Origin of the sequence: Sphingomonas mesophila, assembly GCF_003499275.1 — a bacterium.
Classification (GTDB): domain Bacteria; phylum Pseudomonadota; class Alphaproteobacteria; order Sphingomonadales; family Sphingomonadaceae; genus Sphingomicrobium; species Sphingomicrobium mesophilum.
On the sequence record NZ_QWDF01000001.1, the window covers coordinates 489,598 to 506,369 of the forward strand.

The window sequence follows — 16,772 nt, forward strand, 5'->3', positions numbered from 1 at the left end:
CCGCCGGACAGGGCAGACTATGGGCATGAGACTTCTGCTGTCGATGCTGTCCGCCCTCGGCCTGTGCCTCCCCGCGACAGGCCATGCCGGGGGGCGCAAGGTGCCGGCCGGCCAATGGGCGATCGAATATCAGGAGGACGATTGCACGCTGTCGCGCGACGGCGTGGGCGCGGAATTAGGGATCGCCATTCGCACCCGGCCGCTAGCCGAGCCGCACGACCTGATGATCTACGGCCAGTTCGACCGCGGCCGGAAGGACGGTTTCCAGGGCACGCTCGATCTCGACGGGCAGGTGCAGGCGGGGCAGCGATGGGTGCTGATCGAGCCCTCGCGGGGCCGCAAACGGACGTTGCTTCGAACGACCTTGTCGGCCGCTGAATTGGCGCGCCTGGGATCCGCACGCGCCGTGGGGATCAGCGGGCCGAAGGGTTTCCGAGTGAATGCGGCCGCCCCCGGCGTGGCGAGTCGATTGAAGGCACTGCGCGAGTGCGAGGTCTACCTGGCGGGGCGCTGGGGCATCACCAAGGCGGAGATGGACGGCTGGGCGCAGCCGGCGCGAGCGCTCACCGACTTGGGCCAACTGTTCCGGGACAAGGACATGACCAAATTCGGCTACCTGCGCGATGCGATGCGCGGGGTGCTGACGATCGACGCGGCGGGCCGGATGACCGATTGCAAGATCGTCGCGGCGAGCAGGGTGTCCCGGGTGAACGCGCGCTTTTGCCCGACGCTGCGCGAGCGCGCCCGGTTCGAACCGGCGCGCAACGCCGCCGGCGAGGCAGTGCCCGGAAAGGTAATCACGCCGAGGATCACCTCGGCGCGCATTCCTTAGCCGCGAAAAAGGGACAGTCCCCAAGCGGGAACTGTCCCTGTGTGTGCGCTTAGTCGGCGAGGCCGGCGGGGACCTTGCCGCCGTTTTCGGCGAGCTTTTTCATCACCGCCTTGTGCAGCCAAATGTTCATCTCGGCGCTGCCTTCCTTGTCGCCGGTGTAGCCGAGCTCGGTCGCCAGCTCCTTGCGGTTGTCGAGGCTCGAATCGATGTCGAGCAGCTTCATCAGATCGACGATCGAGCTCTTCCAGTTGAGATCGGGATTGCCCTTTTCGGCAAGCTTGGCCTCGAGCACCTGCTCGACGTCGACCTGCTGGCCGGCCTGACCCGGCTGCGCGGTCGCGGTTCCGCCGCCGCCGCCGCCGCCGACGTTCGGCCCGTCGAGCATCCCGCTGTTGCGCAGATCCTCCATCGTCGTCTCGTCCTTGCGGCGCGGCATGATCTTGTCGCGAATCTTGTCCCACAGGCCCATGTCGAAATCTCCTCACGCGTCGCGGCGAAAAGCGCCGGCGATCGCGGGGCTCAACGCGCGGGGGCGGGGCGCGGGTTCCCCGCGCTAGTGGACGACGATGGTGGTCGAGCCTCCGAGCAAGGCGTGGGCGAAGCGGCTGCACCTGACCTTGTAGGTGCCGCGGCGCGGGGTGACGGTGATGTGGGCGCGCTGGCCGGGCTTGAGGGTCAGCTTGCCGCCCGGCAACGGGCCCTTGAGCTTGCCCCAATAGAAGAATTCCGGAGCGGTGAAATCGTGGGTCTCGCCCGACTGGTTGGCGATCGTCAGCCGCACCGGGACCCCGCCCGAAAGGTGGATCGGGGCGGGCGAGAATTTGTGGCTGGTGACGACGATCGACACGCGCGTCGCCTGGGCGGCGGCGGGGGTGGGGGAAAGAGCGGTGATGGCGGCGGCGGCGACGCCGAGCAGAGATCTGGAAATGGTCATTGGCAATCCTCGCGACGGCAAACGTAAAGCGCCGCGATCGGTTTCCGGCAAGGGGTATCGAACCACCGCGACTTTGGGAGTGCTGGTCAGTCGCGGCGCCCGCCGCTAGCCTCGGGCGATGACGGAAACGACGAAGACGCGCGTGATCGGCGCGGGGAATGGGTGGCGCATCCTGGCCGCGCTGGTGGTGGGGATCGCGGCGGGCGTGCTGGTGTCGGCGAGCGGCGACGGGTGGCGCGACCCGGCGGTGCGCTGGGCGGGCGCAATCGGCGGGATCTGGCTCGACGCGCTGAAGGTCACGGTCATTCCGCTGATCGTCGCGCTGCTGGTTAGCGGGATCGTCGGCGGGGCCCGGGCCGCGGCGGGCGGCGGGGTGGCCGGACGCTCGATCCTGTGGTTCGTGGTCGTGCTGACCCTGTCGGCGGCGTTCGGCGGGTTGGCGATGCCGGCGCTGTTGAGCTTCTTCCCCTTGCCCGAGCAATCGGCCGAGGCACTTCGCGCCGGGCTTGCCGGGGTCGACAAGGCGGCGACCGCGGCGTCGGTCCCGACCGCGCTCGACTTCGCGCGGTCGATCGTCCCGTCGAACGTGCTGGCGGCGGCGGTCAACGACCAGATCTTGCCGCTGACTTTGTTCACCGCCGCCTTCGCGCTGGCGGTGACTCGGATCGACAAGCCGCGGCGCGACGACCTCGTCGGCTTCTTCCAAGGCATCGAGCAGGCGATGCTGGTGATGATCGGCTGGGTGCTTTGGATCGCGCCGGTCGGCGTGTTCGGGCTCGCCTTCGCGCTCGGCGCCGGGGCGGGCGCGGCGGCGTTCGGGGCGATCCTCCATTATGTCGCGCTGGTGATGCTGGTCGGGCTCGGGGTGACCGCGGCGGGCTATGGCATCGCGATCCTGTTCGCCGGCTGGCGGCTGCGCGATTTCGCCCGAGCGATGGTTCCGCCGCAGGCTGTCGCGATCTCGACCCAGTCGAGCCTCGCCTCGCTGCCGGCGATGGTCGGCGCGGCGCGGCGGCTGGGCGTGCCGGAAACCAACAGCGACGTCACGCTGCCGCTCGCCGTGGCGCTGTTCCGGGCGACCGGGCCGGCGATGAACATGGCGGTGGCGGTGTACGTCGCCTATTGGCTGGGGATCGACCTCGCGCCGTGGCAATTGTTCGCCGGCATCGCGATGGCCTCGATCGCCAGCTACTGGGCGGTGAGCCTGCCGGGATCGATCAGCTTCGTCACCTCGATCGCGCCGATTGCCCTGGCGATGGGCCTGCCGGTCGAGCCGCTGGCGATCCTGATCGCGGTCGAGACCTTCCCCGATATCGTGCGCACGCTCGGCAATGTGACCATGGACGTGGCGGTGACCGGGGCGGTGTCGCGCAAAGCCGATCCGCAGGATTAACGACGGCTGACCACCGCTCGTCGATTGGTGGCGGAGGCGCGCGCGTTGGTCGGCCGGCGGGCCTGACTGCCGAGCCTTGCCGGCCGTTCGTCGAGCGCAACGAAGCGCGCCGCGCCGCCTCGGCTAGATCGAAAAGGCGACGCGAGGGGCCCTTCTTCGGCCACCCACATCTCCCGGATCGGGGAGGGCCCTTCGTGTCGGTTGACCAGGAGAAGCACGATGAAAATGCTGTTTGCCCTGGCCGCCGTCTTGACCTCGGCGGCCCTTACCGTCCCGACCGTTAGCGGACGCGAGGCGCTGCCGGGCGTCACCGTCGCATCCGCCGGCGCTGGCGCTGCACCGCGCGCCGCCTGAGCCGGTCCGCCGGCCGCTGATACTCCCCCGATTGGTCAGCGGCCGGCGATGGCTTTCACCCGATCGCTGTAGAGCCGGCCGACCGGCTGCTCGGTCTGGTCGTTGAGCAGCGCCACCCAGCGCCCCGACGGATTGCGCGTGAAGCCGCCGATGAAATCGCGGCGGACGATCGCCGAGCGGTGGAGGCGGACGAACAGCGCCGGATCGAGCTGCTCCTCGAGCGACGCCATGGAATGATGGATCAGCCAGCTGCGGGCGCCGACGTGGAGCCGCATATAGTCGCGCTCGGCCGAGATGCGGTCGACGTCGGCGGAGGCGATGCGGACCAGCCCGCTGCGGTCCGACGCCCAGAATTCCTCGAGGAAATCCGACTGGCCCGGCGGGGCTGCGTCGGCACAGCCGGAATCGAGGTGGCGCAAATGGGTCCGCGCCCGCTCGATCGCCTCCTGGAGCCGGCCGGGCTCGATCGGCTTCATCAGATAATCGACCGCCGCGACGTCGAACGCCGCGACCGCGAACTGGTCGAAGGCGGTGACGAAGATCACTACCGGCGAGGGGCGCGTGCCGGCCAGTTCGCGCGCAACTTCGATCCCATCGAGGCCGGGCATGGCGATGTCGAGCAGCAGCAGGTCAGGCGCGAGCGCCGCGGCCATGCGCACCGCCGCCTCGCCGTCGCTGGCGGTGCCGACGAGGTCGATCCCGCCGATCCGGGCAAGCAGCAGCTGCAGCCGCTCGGCGGCTAGCGGCTCGTCATCGGCGATCAGGACCTTGAGCGTCGTTTCCGGCATGTTCCACTTCCAGCGGGAGGGTCAGGACCGCCTCATACCCGCCTTCGGGCCGCGTGCCAAAGCGGCTTGTCGCGGCCGCGCCGTAGCGTGCTTCGAGCCGCTGGACGACATTGCGCAGACCGACGCCGGTGCCGTGGTCGGGCTGCTTGCCGACCGGCGTGCCGCCGCTGTCGCTGACGGTCAGCGCAAGCTGCCCGTCGGGCGTGCGCCGGGCCTCGATCCGCACCATCACCTGGCCCTTCGAGCGCGACACCCCGTACTTGATCGCATTCTCGACCAGCGGCTGGAGGATCAGCGCCGGCAGCCGCGCCTTCTGGAGGGTGTCGGGGACGTCGATCTCGACCTTGAGCCGGGTCGGGAAGCGGACCTTCTCAATGTCGAGATAGAGCCGCTGGAGATCGATCTCCTCGGCCAGCGTGACCTCGGCGGTGGGATCGAGCGACAGGCTGGTGCGGAAAAAGGTCGAGAGCGCCAGCAGCATCTCCTCGGCGCGGTCGTTACGCTTGGTCATGATCAGCGACGACAAGCTGTTGAGGGTGTTGAACAGGAAGTGCGGATTGACCTGGTAGCGAAGCGCTCGGATCTGGGCCGACTGCGCCGCCGCCTCGGCCTCGGCAGCGCGCCGCCGGGCGCCGAGCGCCTGGGCCTGGGCGAGGGTGGCGAGATAAAAGGCGCTCCACGCGGCGAAGAAGAAGAACCAGGTGACGGCCGCGTCGGCAATGATGCGGATGCGCTTGCTTCGCTCGAGATCGGCGAGGGCGGGGAGGGTCAGTACCAGCGGGTCCTGAGCGGCGCGCTCGATGCGGATTTCGCGGCCCTTCTCGACGATTACCACGCCCTCGCGCGCGACGTGGCGGAATTCCTCGCGGCTCGGCCGCTGGTGGCGCTCGAACGACATGACGACGCTCGCCTGGGCGATTCCGCCGAGCAGCGAGAGGATGGCGGCGGCAATGGCGCGGCGGCGCAGGCTCGAGCGGCGCGCGATCAGGCCGAGCACCAGATAGATCGCGCCAGTCAGCAGGAACCCGGCAAAAATGATCGGGACGCGGTTATAGAGCACGCTCCACGGGTCGCTTCCGAGGAACGCGCGGACGACCACGGTGGCGGCGTAGACCAGCCAGAAGCCGAGGATCGATTTGAGCGCGAGCCGCCAGTCGTCGAAGCGGCCGGCGCGCTGGGATTCGGTTGCGGGCATCGTCTCCACGATATCGTTGAGCGACCCGGCGAAGGCAATCGGCGCGGCTGCACTTGGCAGAGCAGCAGACCCCGTCGGTCGAACAATCCACAGAAAAGAGGTGGGAACGCCGCCAACCCGCCTTCGTTTGCCTTGACACGCCCTATCGAGGATCAAGCGCGATGAACCCGACCACCGACGAGAAGACGCCGACCGAAAGCCCGGCCGAGCACCCGCCGACGCTCCAGGGCGAGCCCGACCGGGAGCTTGAGCTCAAGCTCAAGAAGAACCCGGAAGACCCTGATTTGAAGGCGGATGTCGGCTCGGACCAGTCGATGGACGCATCCGATCCGATCGCCGCAACCCAGCCCGGCGGGAACGAGCCGGTGCCAAGCTCGGGCTTCCCCGACAAGTAGAATCGACCACGACAGTATGGCGACACCTGCGTTGCAATTATGCGACACAGGTGGCGCCTTGCTGCACCGGGTTAATTATTCGCTCTTGCCGTCGGCCTATCCCTTTGATTCTATGTGAACGGGGGGTGGGATGATGGTTAAGCGTTTCGCAACCGTTTGCGGCGCATGATCCCCACCGAAAGGACAAGGGAGTGGGATCGATGTCGACGCGGACCAGCCAGCCTGCCGGGGGCGCACTGCTCCTCTCGGAGATGAAGGAATTCGCCGCCTTCCCGAAGGCGACCCAGCGCTACATCCGCCGCTCGCTCGATGTCGCCTTCCACCGTGCCGACGCTGTCGAGACCTGGGCCCGCGACGAGGGCGAGAGCGCTTCGATCCGCGCCCAGGCGCGCTTCTACAAGCAGCTCGATCACCTGCGCATGCAGGTCCCGGACGACAGCGGCCTCGACATGATCGAGCCGTTCATGGGCATGCTGGTGACATTGGCCGCGTTCGACCTCGGCCAGGACCGCCTGCCGAGCTTCGCCGCCTTCCGCTTCCTCTACGAGCGGCTGCTCGGCGCCAGCGTGCGCCCGTGGCTCCCGGCCGCGTTCTGCGCCGCCGCCGCCTTGCCGCACCTCCACCCCGATCGCCGCCGGCTGCTGCTGCAGTCGATCAGCGAGAGCGCGGCGACCGCGCCGGGCTGGTCAAACCGCGACCCGGTGTTCTGGCCGGAATGGGTCGAAAAGGTCGACATCGCCGCCGCTGCTTAAGTTTCGCGCTTCGTCATTGCGAGCGAAGCGAAGCAATCCAGCTGTGACACTGGATTGCTTCGTCGCTTCGCTCCTCGCAATGACGGTTCAGGCCTTCACCGACGGAAAGATCGCGGCCAGCTGCGCCAGGCTGTCGCGGGCATTCTTGTGGTGGACGAACACCACCCCGTGCGCCTCATAGGCGGCGCGGTGGCGATCGCGGTCGTCGACCAGCACGTCGCCCGGATCCATGAAGCGATGCTTGTCGCGCGCCATGCAGGTGATCACCGGGACGCGTGGGAAATGCTCCTCGCACCACGCCAGCTTCTGCGGCGCGGCCCATTTGCCGAGCGGCAGGCCGGTAAGGATGGTCGGGGTGAGATGCTCGACCGCATCGAACAGCGTTCGGGCATCGGGCATTTCGGGGAGCCGCGCGTAGAATTCCGGCGCGCGTGCCAGCCGCTTCCAGAATTCCTTGATCCCGAAGCGCTTCTCGAACGCCGCCGCGGGCATTCCGAGCAGGTCCTGAGCGCCGCGATCGAAATCGGCGAGCACGCCGTCGAGATCGAGGAACAGGCGGGGCGTCGCCATGCCTAGAAGCGCGCCGGGGTCAACGTGACCGGGACGGGATGGTCGAGCTCGTCCCAGCCGCGCTCCTTCAGGACGTCGTTGCTCTCCTTGGCGCGGCGGCCGTCGCCGAGCGACCAGGTGATGTGGAAGGTGGAGCCGTCGGGGCGGTCGACCGCGCCGTCGATGGTGACGACATAGGCCTCGACCCCGCGCTCGTCGTCGGTGCGGCCGACGATTGCCGCGCGCACCTCGTTGGGGAGCGGATCGTCGGCGGCGTCGATCCGGAGCGTGACGTGGTCGGCGACCGGCTTAGCGTAGCGCGGCGGGAATTGCTCGAGCAGTTGCGCGCGCTCGGAGCGGTCGAGCTTCCAGCCGATGACACTGCCCGGTTTGACCATGGCGGTGACAATCAGCGGCGCGCGGCGAGGTTCCCGACCAGGCTCTCGGCGAACTCGCCGAGCGTGTCGTCGCGCGCGCCCATCACGACGATGCGGTCGCCCGCCGCGGCCTCGGCCAGCAACGCCGCGCCGATCTCCTCGCGCGCCGCGAGGTAGCGGGCATCGCCGCCGCGCTGGCCAATCGCCTCGGCCAACCACTCTGACCCGCGCGAGCGGTCGACCGTTCCGCCCTGATAGACCGGGTCGGGAAGGTAGAGCCGGTCGCCGGGCCGAAGCCCGCGCGCAAAGGTGTCGGCGAGCTCGTCGCCCATCTTGGCGAGCGGGCCGAAGCCGTGGGGCTGGAACATCAGCAGCAGTCGGCCGGGCGCGTTGGTCAGCGTCTCCAGGGTCGCGGCGATCTTGTCGGGATTGTGGGCGAAGTCGTCGATCACCGTCACTCCGCCCGCGCTGCCGACGATCTCGAGCCGGCGTTTCAGCCCGGCAAAGTCGGCGAGCGCGGCCGCAGCCTCCTCGAGCGATATACCGAACGCGGACACCGCCGCGATCGCCGCAAGCGCGTTCGAGGCATTGTGGCGGCCGGGTATCGGCAGCGCGACCGTGACGCTGTCCTCGCCCGAGCGGACGGTGAAGGTCGAGCCGTCGCCGCCAAGCTCGAGCGCGTGGCCGGCAACCGCTGCTCCCGGGCTGTCGAAGCCGTAGCCGACGGCTCCGCGAAGCACGTCGGCCATCGCCCGCGCCTCTGGATCGTCGAGGTTGACCACGGCCGTCCCGGCACGCGCCAAGAAAGCGCCGAACAGGCTGCGCAATTCGTCCATGCCATGGTGGTCGAGGCTGACGTTGGTCAGCACCGCGACCGACGGGCGGTAGAGTGCGATCGAGCCGTCGCTTTCGTCGACCTCGCTGACGAACAGTTCGGGATTGCCGACCAGCGCCGAGGCGAACGGCGCATGGGCGCTAACGAAATTCTTCATCACCGCGCCGTTCATGACGGTCGGGTCGCGGCGGCAGGCGTGGAGGATCCAGCCGATCATTCCGGTGACGGTCGACTTGCCGCTGGTGCCGCCGACCGCGACGCTGGCACGCGCATCGTTGACCATCTGCGCGAGCAGCTGCGGGCGGGTGAGATGCTCGAGCCCGAGCTCGCGGGCGCGGACCACGTCGGGCACGGTCGGCTCGACCGCCGCCGAGGTGATCAGCCGCATATTCTCGGCAAGGCCGCTGCCGTCCTGCGGGAACAACGGGATGCCGAGCCCGCGCAGATAATCGAACTTGGCGGCGAGGCGGCCGGCGTCGAGCGCCCGGTCGGAGCCGGCGACGCTTTGCCCGCGCGCGCGCAGGATGGTGGCGAGCGGGAGCATGCCGCTTCCGCCGATGCCGCAAAAGAAGGTGGTGGTGGTCATCGCCGCTGCCCTATGGTGGCCGCGCTCGGCTGGCAAATGGGGGACAAGACAAAAGTGCGGATCGCGGTGGTTGCGCCAAGTTGCACGCTGAGCCGCGAGGCTGCGGCGCGGGTCGAGGAGATGGTTCGCGCGCGCGGGGAGTGCGAGCTGGTGATCCACCCACAATGCTTCCTGAGCTCAGGCCATTTCGCGGGCGCCGATGCGGCACGGCTGGCGGCGCTGCGCGAGGTTATGGCCGACGAAAGCGTCGACGCGGTGTGGTTCGCGCGCGGCGGCTATGGGTCCAACCGCATCGTCGGCGCCGCGGTGGCCGATCTGCCAGCGGCGGCGCGGTCCAAGACCTATCTCGGCTATTCCGACGCCGGCTTCCTGCTCGCCGCCTTCCATCGCGCCGGGCTCTCGGTGGCGCACGGGCCGATGCCGCAGGACGTGCTGCGCGACGGCGGCGAGGCGGCGATCGAGCGCGCGCTCGACTGGTTGCTGCAACGCAGCGACTCAGCGCTGGAAGGCAGCCTCGACGGGCCCGCGCTGGCGTTCAACCTTACGGTCCTGTCGAATTTTCTGGGGACAGATTTCGAGCCTGACTTCGCAGGCCGCGAGCTGATCGTCGAGGATGTCGGCGAGCAGCTCTACCGGACCGACCGCTCGATGTTCCATGTGACCAGCCAGGCGAACGTCCGCAAGGTGCGCAGACTGCGTCTCGGCCGGGTAAGCGAAGTGATTGCAAACACGCCCGATTTCGACAGCGACGAAGAGCGCATCGTGGCCGACTGGTGCGCCCGTTCGGGGATCGCGTACGGCGGCCGCGCCGACATCGGCCACGATGCGGCCAACAAGGTGGTCCCGTTCGGCTGAGCGCGGTGAACCGCGCCTTCACCATTTTCCCTCTGGCGGGCCATTGCAATGGCGCCCAATTCGCGCTCTACGAATTGCCGAAGTCAACAGGAGGGCCTCATGGCTAAATCAACTACGGGTCGTAAAGCAGGCGGTGGACTGGCGCGTCCGGTGACGCCGTCGTCGGATCTCGCAGCGATCACCGGCAGCGCTCCGCTGCCGCGCAGCGAAGTGGTCTCGAAGGTGTGGGATCACATCCGCAAGAACAACCTGCAGAACCCGGAGAACAAGCGCGAAATCCTCGCCGACGACAAGCTCAAGAAGGTCTTCGGCAAGGACCGCTGCACGATGTTCGAGATGAACAAGCATCTGTCGAACCATCTGAAATAAGTCGCGCCGCAAGGCGTGCCGAAGAAAGGGCTCGCGCAGCAATGCGCGGGCCCTTTTCGATTCACCGGCACATGCTTCCGCCGCGCGCGCCGCGCGCCGCCTGGTCGAGGTGGAAGTGGTCGCGGTGGGCGGCGTTGTAGTCGGGCGAGAGGACGGTTGCGAACAGGCGGCAGGCCTCGTCGCGGGCGGCGCGCAGGAAGGCCGCCTCGGGGCCGTCCGCGCTCCAGTCGCCGACGGCCGTGATGCGCCGTCCGTCGGCGAGTCGAAAGCCGGCGATGTCGAGCGCGTCGGCGGTGGCGTGCTCGCTCCACGGGCCGCTGCTCGCGCCGTAAAGACGGCGGCAGGAGTAGCTGCCGAAATGGTCGATGCGCGTGACGCTCGTGCCGAGATGGTCGCGCGCGGCCTGCTGGACCGCAGGAAGCCACAAATGGAGCGCGGCGGCGACCGGGCAGGCGGTGACGAGGCCGGCCGGAGCGAGGCTCGGCGTGCCCGGCTCGGCGACGATCGTCATGCCGTCGCTGTAGCCGCATTCGGGGATCGCGGCGGCGCGCGCCGGGGCCGGGCGATCTAGGTCGTCCACCGCTGCGAGGAGCGCTCGGCATTGCGCCGGATCGTTGGAGAGCGCGGCGAGCTTTTGCGCGGTGAACGGCCCGACAGGGTCGGCGAGGCTCAGCGGTGTCCACGGAAATTGCTCGGGATGGGCGCGGACATAGGCCTGGAACTCGCGCCAGCCGAGCCAGCCGGCGAGCGCCAGCAGGACGGTGAGCGCAAGACAGCCCCAGCCGCGACGGTTACGCACGAAAGGCGGTCGCCAGCGGCTCGGAGGTCACCGGATAGCCGCGGCCCTGGGGGATGCAGACGTGCTTTTCCCCGCCGCGCACCTCGACCCAGGGGGTGATGGTATCGAGCGAATGGGCCCGCGCATGGGCCGCCGCCTCGGCGAACGAGCCGAACTGCGCCAGCCGCTCGAGATTGCGCTTGGTCGGGAAAATGGCGTGGGCGGTGCCGCTCTCGATGCGCTCGAGCAGGTCGGCGGCGGCGACCCATGCGGCGGATTCGCACTCGCCGGGCTGGGGTAGCGGCTCGGCGCTTTCGCCTTGGGCCCGGGCGAGGAAGAAGAGGGTGTCGAACATGCGCGTCTGGTGAAAGGCGGGTTTCCACCGCGCGAACGGGATAAGCGCCGCGAGGTCCAGCGTATGCTGAAAATGGTGGAGCACGGGAGTGAGGCTCGAATGACCTTGCAAGAGAGCCTGCATCGAGTGCGCATCGTCGGGGTCGATGGCACGGTCAGCCCACGGGATGATCGCCGTTTCTTCGATGGTCTCGCGGAGCGCCGCGATCTTGAAGGCGGCGAGCGGATCGTCGAATTCGGCCGCGAGCGCTTCATCGGCAGGATCGATACGCCCCCCCGGAAACGCGACCGCGCCGCCAGCGAAGGCCATCGCCTTGGCGCGGGTCACGGTCAGGATTTCCGGCGGCCCGCCGCCGCGCTCGCGCATCAGCACCAGGGTCGCGGCGGGGATTGCGGGGCGTTTCACCCCCAGGACGTAACCGCGCCCAGGGCAAAGAGAAAGCTGCCAAACTGAAGAAGATTGCGTGCCCCGATCGAACCTGTGCAATAGACTGGGATGCAGCTTCGGTGGGTGGAGATGTGATGCGTAACGTCTTGAGAGCTGCCTTCGCCTCGCTGGTGCTGCTAGCCGCGTGCAGCGAGGCACGGCCGACTCCGCCGCTGATCGTCGGTCTCCAAAAGCTCGCGGCTGCCAACGATGCCGAGGCGATGTACCACCTCGGCATGGCCTACCACACCGGCTCTGGGTTGGCCGAGGACCCGGCCAAGGCGCTCGCCGCTTTCCGCCGCTCGGCCCAGCTCGGTGATCCGCTCGGGGCCTACAAGCTCGGCTGCTATTACGACGGCCAAGGCGGAGACGTGCTCGAGCCGGACGCCGAGCTCGCGCTGCGCTACAAGCTCGTCGCCGCCAAGGCCGGCTATGCCCTCGCTCAGCAGGATGTCGCCAAGCTCTACGCCGGGCGCCGCGACTTCGCGGTCGCGCTCGATTGGCTCGAGAGAGCTACCGCTCAAGGCTGGCCCGATGCGCTGATGACCTACGCTTCGATCCACAATGGGGCCGACGGGATCACGCCTGATGCAGTAAAGACGACGGCATATTTTCGCCTGTTCCTCAATAGCAGCGAAGCCAGCGACGAGCAGCGACGGTGGCTCCGCGATTTTGAGAAGAAGCTCAGCGCCGCGCAGCGCGCCCAGGCAGACGCGCTGGTTCGAGGCTTTCGGCCAGAGCCCACCGTATTGACCCTGAAGGCCCTATCCGGACAGCGCGCCGCCGAGGCGCTGGTTGCCCGTCGGCGATAACCCGCAAAGAAAAAGGCCGGCGCCCTTGGGGAGCGCCGGCCTTTCTTTCGCGCCACTGCCCGAAAGCGGGCGGCGGCGCGAGATTACATGGCGTTGACGGCGTTGGCCGAATTGACGTCGGCTTCGTCGATCGCCTCTTCCTTGGCCTCGCCGGTGTCGCGCAGCGCGTCGGCCTGGTTCTCCAGGGCGTCCGACTCGCTCTCGTTGGCGGTGTTGTCGGCCATCGCGTCGAGGTTGTCGGCGGCGGCGTCATAGTTGTCGGCAACGTTGTCGCCCAGCGCGTCGTCACCCTGGCCACCGCAGGCGGCAAGCGCCAGAGCAGCGGCACCGACCAGCGCGAAAGAAACTTTATTCATCGTTCATCCCCTTGTTGTGGGCGTCCTTTGTGGATCGTCCCGTTGGGTAGGTTAGGCCCGTTCCAACCCATCGCCGCCGCAACGGTTCCGCTGGCGTGACGATTTTGTCAATCGCTTGAAGGGCAGGGCGGCAAGGACTAAATAGGGGGCGCCGGGCAACCGGCTATGTCGGTAGACTATCGGGTGGAATAAGCATTTCGGACCCGGGGGGCAGTACCCCGGCGCCTCCACCATCAGCCCCGCCGCGAACGACGCGGAACGGGCCTGCTGATGGGGGCGAAACAGGATCGACGAGTGCGGTAAAGGCCCGGTTGCCGATCGGTATGGATGCCACCGTGACGGCTCAATCACACAAGTGCCAACGATAACGAGGCGCTCGCAATTGCTGCGTAACTGAGGGCCTAACGGTCTAAGGTTACAATGACAAAAGCGCGGTCGGACCCCACCGGGCAACAGAAGGGGATTCCAGCGGCCTCCAGGGGAGCCGGGCAACAGAATCCCCTGGACTCCTTTCCTCGCTCTTCGCCGCCGGACACGGGACTCTGGGCGCCCTTTCGCGCCGCCCGGAATCGTGCCAGCTTCCCTTCCGACCGAGGGGGAGTCTTCCGATGCGCCTGACACTTGCCGCACTTTTTCTGGCCGCCGCCGCGCCGCTGGCGCTCGCGCCGGCATCCGCTCATCAAGCAGCGGCCCCCGTATCGGGCAAGCCGGTGCCCAAGGACCAGCTGCTCAAGCCGCCCGCCAATGCGGTCCACTATGTGGTCGTCTCCGATGCCGGCAAGCACGGCGACCAGTGGCGCTGGCAATTGCCGGACGGCCGCACCGCCTACCGCTGGTCGCAGGAGCTGCGCGGGTGGATCAGCGAGGTCGACCAGGTCGTGACCTTCGGCCGCGACGGGCTTCCGGCCGCGATGACGGTGCGCGGCGTGACCATGACCGGCGACGCGGCGGAGACCTTTTCGGTCAAGGACGGCAAGGCGAGCTGGACCAGCACCAACGACAGCGGGTCGGCCCCGGCGCGGGGCTATTACCTGCCGGCCGGCGGGATCGGGCTGGGCAGCGAATTGCTGATGTACCGGCTGGCCGCCGCCGGTGAGGCCGGAGTCGACCTGCTGCCGAGCGGCAAGGCGACCATGCGCCTCGGGCCGACGCTCGAGATCAGCGGGCCGCGCGGCCCGCGGACGGTCCAGCTGGCGTGGGTCCGCGGCATCCTGGCGGCGCCGATGGCGGTCTGGCTCGACAGCGACAAGCGCTACTTCGCCGACATCGGCGGGATCTCGCTTGTGCCCGCCGGCTACGAAGGCGCGGTCAAGGCGATGCGCGAACGGCAGGAAGCCGCGACCGCCGCCGAAGTGAAAAGCATCGCGCAGCGGTTCCTGACCCCGGCCGCGCGCGCGCCGGTGCTGTTCACCAACGTGCGCCTGTTCGATTCCGAGCGCGGCCGCTTCATCGAGGATCAGTCGGTGCTCGCCAGCGACGGCAAGATCGCCGCGGTCGGATCGCTCGCGGCGATGAGCGTTCCGGCCGGCACGCGCACCATCGACGGGCGCGGCAAGACGCTCGTTCCGGGCATCTGGGACGCGCACATGCACATCGGCGACGATTGGGACGTGCTCGCCAACACCGCCAACGGCCTGACCAGCTTCCGCAGCCCGGGCACCGACCTGCCGCGCGCGATCGACGCCACCAAGCGCCGCAAGTCGGGCGAATTGCTGATGGGCGAGCCGTTCATCTCGGTCATCATTGACAAGAAGGACCCGCTGGCGGCGCAGGGCTCGCTGGTGGTCAGCAGCGAGGCCGAGACGATCGCGAATGTCCGCCGGATCAAGGATGCCGGCTTGTGGGGCGTGAAATTCTACACGTCGATGAATCCGGCGTGGATTGCGCCCGCCGCGGCCGAAGCGCACCGGCTCGGGCTCTACGTCCACGGCCATGTTCCGGCGACGATGAAGCCGAGCGAAGCGGTCGCGGCCGGCTATGACGAGCTAACCCACCTCAACTTCGTGGTGATGGAGGCGATGCCCAAGGCCGTCGTCGACAAGTCCAACACGAGGGCGCGGATGGAAGGGCCGGCGAAATATTTCAAGGACGTCGACCTCGATGCCGAGCCGATGAAGGGCTTCATTGCCGAGCTTGCGCGCCGCAAGACCGCGGTCGACCCGACCATCGTCATCTTCGAAGGGTTCCTGACCCAGGACGGCGGCACCCCGGCGCCGGCCTATGCGCCGTACATGGGAATCATCTCGCCGGTGCTCGACCGCAGTTTCCGCTCCGGCGGCTATCCGCTGGTGGAAGGCTATACGCGCGACGATTACCGCAAGAGCTACGCCAACATGGTCAAGCTGATCGGCAAGCTGCACCGGGCGGGCGTTCCGATCGTCGCCGGGACCGACGGCTGGGGCATCGAGCTGGTCCGCGAGCTGGAGATCTACCAGCAGGCCGGGATGACTCCGGCCGAGGCGCTGCAAAGCGCGACCATCGTTCCGGCGCGGGTGGTCAAGGCCGATCGGCGCACCGGCTCGATCGCCGTCGGCAAGGAGGCCGACATGGTGCTGGTCGACGGCGACGTGTCGCGCGACCTCGGGGCGCTTCGGCGGGTCGTGACGGTGGTCAGCGACGGCTATGTGATGGACGGCGACGCGCTGCGTACCGCCGCAGGCTACAGCGGCCGGCCGAAATAGCGGTCAGCCGCGGCGCCTTAGCTCGTCGCGGATCTCGGTCAGCAGTTCGACTTCGCTCGGCCCGGCGGGGGCGTCGGCGCCGCGCTTGAGCAGGCGGTTGGCGTAGCGCACGAGCAGGAAGATGATGAAGGCGAGAACGAGGAAGTTGATCAGCACGGTGACGGACTGGCCCCAGCCGAGCACCGCCGCGCCGGCTTCCTTGAGTGCGGCATAGCTCGTGTGGTCGCGGGTGAACCCCTCCGGGACCGGTCCGAGCAGCACGAAATAGTTGGAAAAATCGAGCCCGCCGAACAGCGCGCCGACGACCGGCATGATGATGTCGTCGGTGAGGCTCGCGGCGATGGTCGCGAAGGCGGCGCCGATGATCGCCGCCACCGCCAGGTCGAGCACATTGCCGCGGGCGATGAAGGCCTTGAATTCTCCGAGCATGGCGCCGCTCCCCCATTCGTTTCGCAGCCGTTCACTCTAATCGCGACAGTGGTGATTGAAAGGGGTAAGACACTTCCCTAGATTTACCGTTCAACAGCAGGGGATTACTGGCCCATGACCGCATTTCGCCGAAGCGCATTGCTCGCTCCGATCGCCGCTCTTTCGCTCGCCGGCTGCGGCCTCAATTCGGTCCCGACCGCCGAGGAGAAGGTCAACGAATCGTTCGGCAACCTCCAGGCCGATTACCAGCGCCGTGCCGACCTCATTCCGAACCTGGTCGAAACGGTGAAAGGCTATGCCGCGCAGGAACGCGGCGTGCTGGTCGAGGTGACCGAGGCGCGCGCCAGCGCGACCCGCATCCAGCTCACGCCGGCCGATCTCGACGACCCGGCCAAGGTCCAGGCGTTCAGCGACGCGCAGGCGCGGTTGAGCGCGGCGATCATCCCGTTGCAGCGGATGCAGGAGGCCTATCCGGACCTAAAGTCCAACGCCAATTTCCTTGCGCTGCAGGACCAGATCGAGGGCAGCGAGAACCGCATCAACACCTCGCGCCAGGACTATAATTCGGCGGTGCGCGCCTACAACACGACGATCCGCACCTTCCCCGACGCGATCGGCGCCAAGATCTTCTACGGCGCCAAGCCGAAAGTGCCGTTCCAGGCCGCCGCCAAGGCCCAGGACGCGCCCAAGGTCGACTTCAATACCACGGGGTAAGGTCATC

General features: G+C 68.1%; 21 protein-coding genes and 1 other RNA gene. 11 read left to right on the top strand and 11 right to left on the bottom strand.

Features of this window, described 5'->3' with window-relative positions; genetic code table 11:
- The first annotated feature begins 25 nt into the window (after positions 1-25).
- A complete protein-coding gene (locus tag D0Z60_RS02525) occupies positions 26-832 on the top strand; it encodes a hypothetical protein (RefSeq protein WP_162888041.1) in 807 nt (268 codons plus the stop codon).
- Positions 833-881: 49 nt separating this feature from the next.
- Here the strand turns inward: D0Z60_RS02525 and D0Z60_RS02530 are convergent, their stop codons facing one another.
- Complete coding sequence (locus D0Z60_RS02530; protein ID WP_118856757.1) at positions 882-1,301, bottom strand: DUF3597 domain-containing protein; 420 nt, start codon at positions 1,299-1,301, stop codon at positions 882-884.
- 84 nt (positions 1,302-1,385) lie between these two features.
- Positions 1,386-1,766 carry a cupredoxin domain-containing protein gene (locus D0Z60_RS02535; RefSeq protein WP_118856759.1) on the bottom strand — a complete coding sequence of 127 codons (381 nt, stop codon included), beginning with the start codon at positions 1,764-1,766 and terminating at the stop codon, positions 1,386-1,388.
- Positions 1,767-1,884: 118 nt separating this feature from the next.
- On the opposite strand from D0Z60_RS02535, the gene D0Z60_RS02540 reads away from it, so the two are divergent.
- Entirely contained in the window at positions 1,885-3,159 is a 1,275-nt protein-coding gene (locus D0Z60_RS02540; RefSeq protein WP_118856761.1) for a dicarboxylate/amino acid:cation symporter, read from the top strand.
- Between the two features lie 219 nt (positions 3,160-3,378).
- Positions 3,379-3,513: a hypothetical protein gene (locus tag D0Z60_RS11985; RefSeq protein ID WP_275896705.1), complete on the top strand. Its 135-nt coding sequence runs from the start codon at positions 3,379-3,381 to the stop codon at positions 3,511-3,513.
- A 35-nt stretch (positions 3,514-3,548) separates the two neighbouring features.
- On the opposite strand, the gene D0Z60_RS02545 is transcribed toward D0Z60_RS11985, so the two are convergent.
- Both D0Z60_RS02545 and D0Z60_RS02550 read right to left on the bottom strand, forming a co-directional pair.
- Positions 3,549-4,301, bottom strand: coding sequence for a LytR/AlgR family response regulator transcription factor (locus D0Z60_RS02545; protein WP_118856763.1), 753 nt, complete (start codon positions 4,299-4,301; stop codon positions 3,549-3,551).
- Positions 4,264-5,496 (bottom strand): sensor histidine kinase, encoded by a 1,233-nt coding sequence (locus D0Z60_RS02550; protein WP_118856765.1) that lies wholly within the window; start codon positions 5,494-5,496, stop codon positions 4,264-4,266. The genes D0Z60_RS02545 and D0Z60_RS02550 overlap by 38 nt, the downstream gene beginning before the upstream one ends.
- Before the next feature lie 161 nt (positions 5,497-5,657).
- On the opposite strand from D0Z60_RS02550, the gene D0Z60_RS02555 reads away from it, so the two are divergent.
- On the top strand, positions 5,658-5,891 hold the full coding sequence (locus D0Z60_RS02555) for a hypothetical protein (protein WP_118856767.1): 234 nt from the start codon (positions 5,658-5,660) through the stop codon (positions 5,889-5,891).
- 200 nt (positions 5,892-6,091) lie between these two features.
- Positions 6,092-6,643 (top strand): hypothetical protein, encoded by a 552-nt coding sequence (locus D0Z60_RS02560; protein WP_118856769.1) that lies wholly within the window; start codon positions 6,092-6,094, stop codon positions 6,641-6,643.
- An 87-nt stretch (positions 6,644-6,730) separates the two neighbouring features.
- On the opposite strand, the gene D0Z60_RS02565 is transcribed toward D0Z60_RS02560, so the two are convergent.
- The 3 genes from D0Z60_RS02565 to D0Z60_RS02575 are packed head-to-tail and all read right to left on the bottom strand — an operon-like array spanning position 6,731 to position 8,990.
- Positions 6,731-7,213, bottom strand: a complete 483-nt coding sequence (locus D0Z60_RS02565; protein WP_118856771.1) for a 5' nucleotidase, NT5C type — start codon at positions 7,211-7,213, stop codon at positions 6,731-6,733.
- Positions 7,214-7,215: 2 nt separating this feature from the next.
- Positions 7,216-7,590: a hypothetical protein gene (locus D0Z60_RS02570; RefSeq protein ID WP_118856773.1), complete on the bottom strand. Its 375-nt coding sequence runs from the start codon at positions 7,588-7,590 to the stop codon at positions 7,216-7,218.
- 11 nt (positions 7,591-7,601) lie between these two features.
- Positions 7,602-8,990 (bottom strand): Mur ligase family protein, encoded by a 1,389-nt coding sequence (locus D0Z60_RS02575; protein ID WP_118856775.1) that lies wholly within the window; start codon positions 8,988-8,990, stop codon positions 7,602-7,604.
- Between the two features lie 36 nt (positions 8,991-9,026).
- On the opposite strand from D0Z60_RS02575, the gene D0Z60_RS02580 reads away from it, so the two are divergent.
- Both D0Z60_RS02580 and D0Z60_RS02585 read left to right on the top strand, forming a co-directional pair.
- Entirely contained in the window at positions 9,027-9,845 is an 819-nt protein-coding gene (locus D0Z60_RS02580; RefSeq protein ID WP_118858397.1) for an LD-carboxypeptidase, read from the top strand.
- 99 nt (positions 9,846-9,944) lie between these two features.
- On the top strand, positions 9,945-10,214 hold the full coding sequence (locus tag D0Z60_RS02585; protein WP_118856777.1) for an SWIB/MDM2 domain-containing protein: 270 nt from the start codon (positions 9,945-9,947) through the stop codon (positions 10,212-10,214).
- Positions 10,215-10,275: 61 nt separating this feature from the next.
- Here the strand turns inward: D0Z60_RS02585 and D0Z60_RS02590 are convergent, their stop codons facing one another.
- Positions 10,276-11,013: an extensin-like domain-containing protein gene (locus D0Z60_RS02590; RefSeq protein WP_118856779.1), complete on the bottom strand. Its 738-nt coding sequence runs from the start codon at positions 11,011-11,013 to the stop codon at positions 10,276-10,278.
- Positions 11,006-11,752 carry an NUDIX hydrolase gene (locus tag D0Z60_RS02595; RefSeq protein ID WP_240325514.1) on the bottom strand — a complete coding sequence of 249 codons (747 nt, stop codon included), beginning with the start codon at positions 11,750-11,752 and terminating at the stop codon, positions 11,006-11,008. Before D0Z60_RS02595 ends, D0Z60_RS02590 begins: the two co-directional genes overlap by 8 nt.
- A 116-nt stretch (positions 11,753-11,868) precedes the next feature.
- Here D0Z60_RS02595 and D0Z60_RS02600 point away from each other — a divergent pair, with 116 nt between their 5' ends.
- On the top strand, positions 11,869-12,585 hold the full coding sequence (locus D0Z60_RS02600; RefSeq protein WP_118856781.1) for a tetratricopeptide repeat protein: 717 nt from the start codon (positions 11,869-11,871) through the stop codon (positions 12,583-12,585).
- An 83-nt stretch (positions 12,586-12,668) separates the two neighbouring features.
- Here D0Z60_RS02600 and D0Z60_RS02605 read toward each other — a convergent pair whose 3' ends face one another.
- On the bottom strand, positions 12,669-12,941 hold the full coding sequence (locus D0Z60_RS02605) for a hypothetical protein (RefSeq protein ID WP_118856783.1): 273 nt from the start codon (positions 12,939-12,941) through the stop codon (positions 12,669-12,671).
- Between the two features lie 111 nt (positions 12,942-13,052).
- Between D0Z60_RS02605 and ssrA the strand changes: the two genes are divergently transcribed.
- Together ssrA and D0Z60_RS02615 are read left to right on the top strand one after the other, a co-directional pair.
- Positions 13,053-13,409: a transfer-messenger RNA gene (gene ssrA, locus D0Z60_RS02610) on the top strand.
- Positions 13,410-13,549: 140 nt separating this feature from the next.
- Positions 13,550-15,622 (top strand): amidohydrolase family protein, encoded by a 2,073-nt coding sequence (locus D0Z60_RS02615; protein WP_118856785.1) that lies wholly within the window; start codon positions 13,550-13,552, stop codon positions 15,620-15,622.
- 3 nt (positions 15,623-15,625) lie between these two features.
- Here D0Z60_RS02615 and mscL read toward each other — a convergent pair whose 3' ends face one another.
- On the bottom strand, positions 15,626-16,051 hold the full coding sequence (mscL, locus tag D0Z60_RS02620) for a large conductance mechanosensitive channel protein MscL (RefSeq protein ID WP_118856787.1): 426 nt from the start codon (positions 16,049-16,051) through the stop codon (positions 15,626-15,628).
- Positions 16,052-16,165: 114 nt separating this feature from the next.
- Between mscL and D0Z60_RS02625 the strand changes: the two genes are divergently transcribed.
- Positions 16,166-16,765, top strand: a complete 600-nt coding sequence (locus tag D0Z60_RS02625) for a LemA family protein (protein ID WP_118856789.1) — start codon at positions 16,166-16,168, stop codon at positions 16,763-16,765.
- The last annotated feature ends 7 nt before the right edge of the window (positions 16,766-16,772 follow it).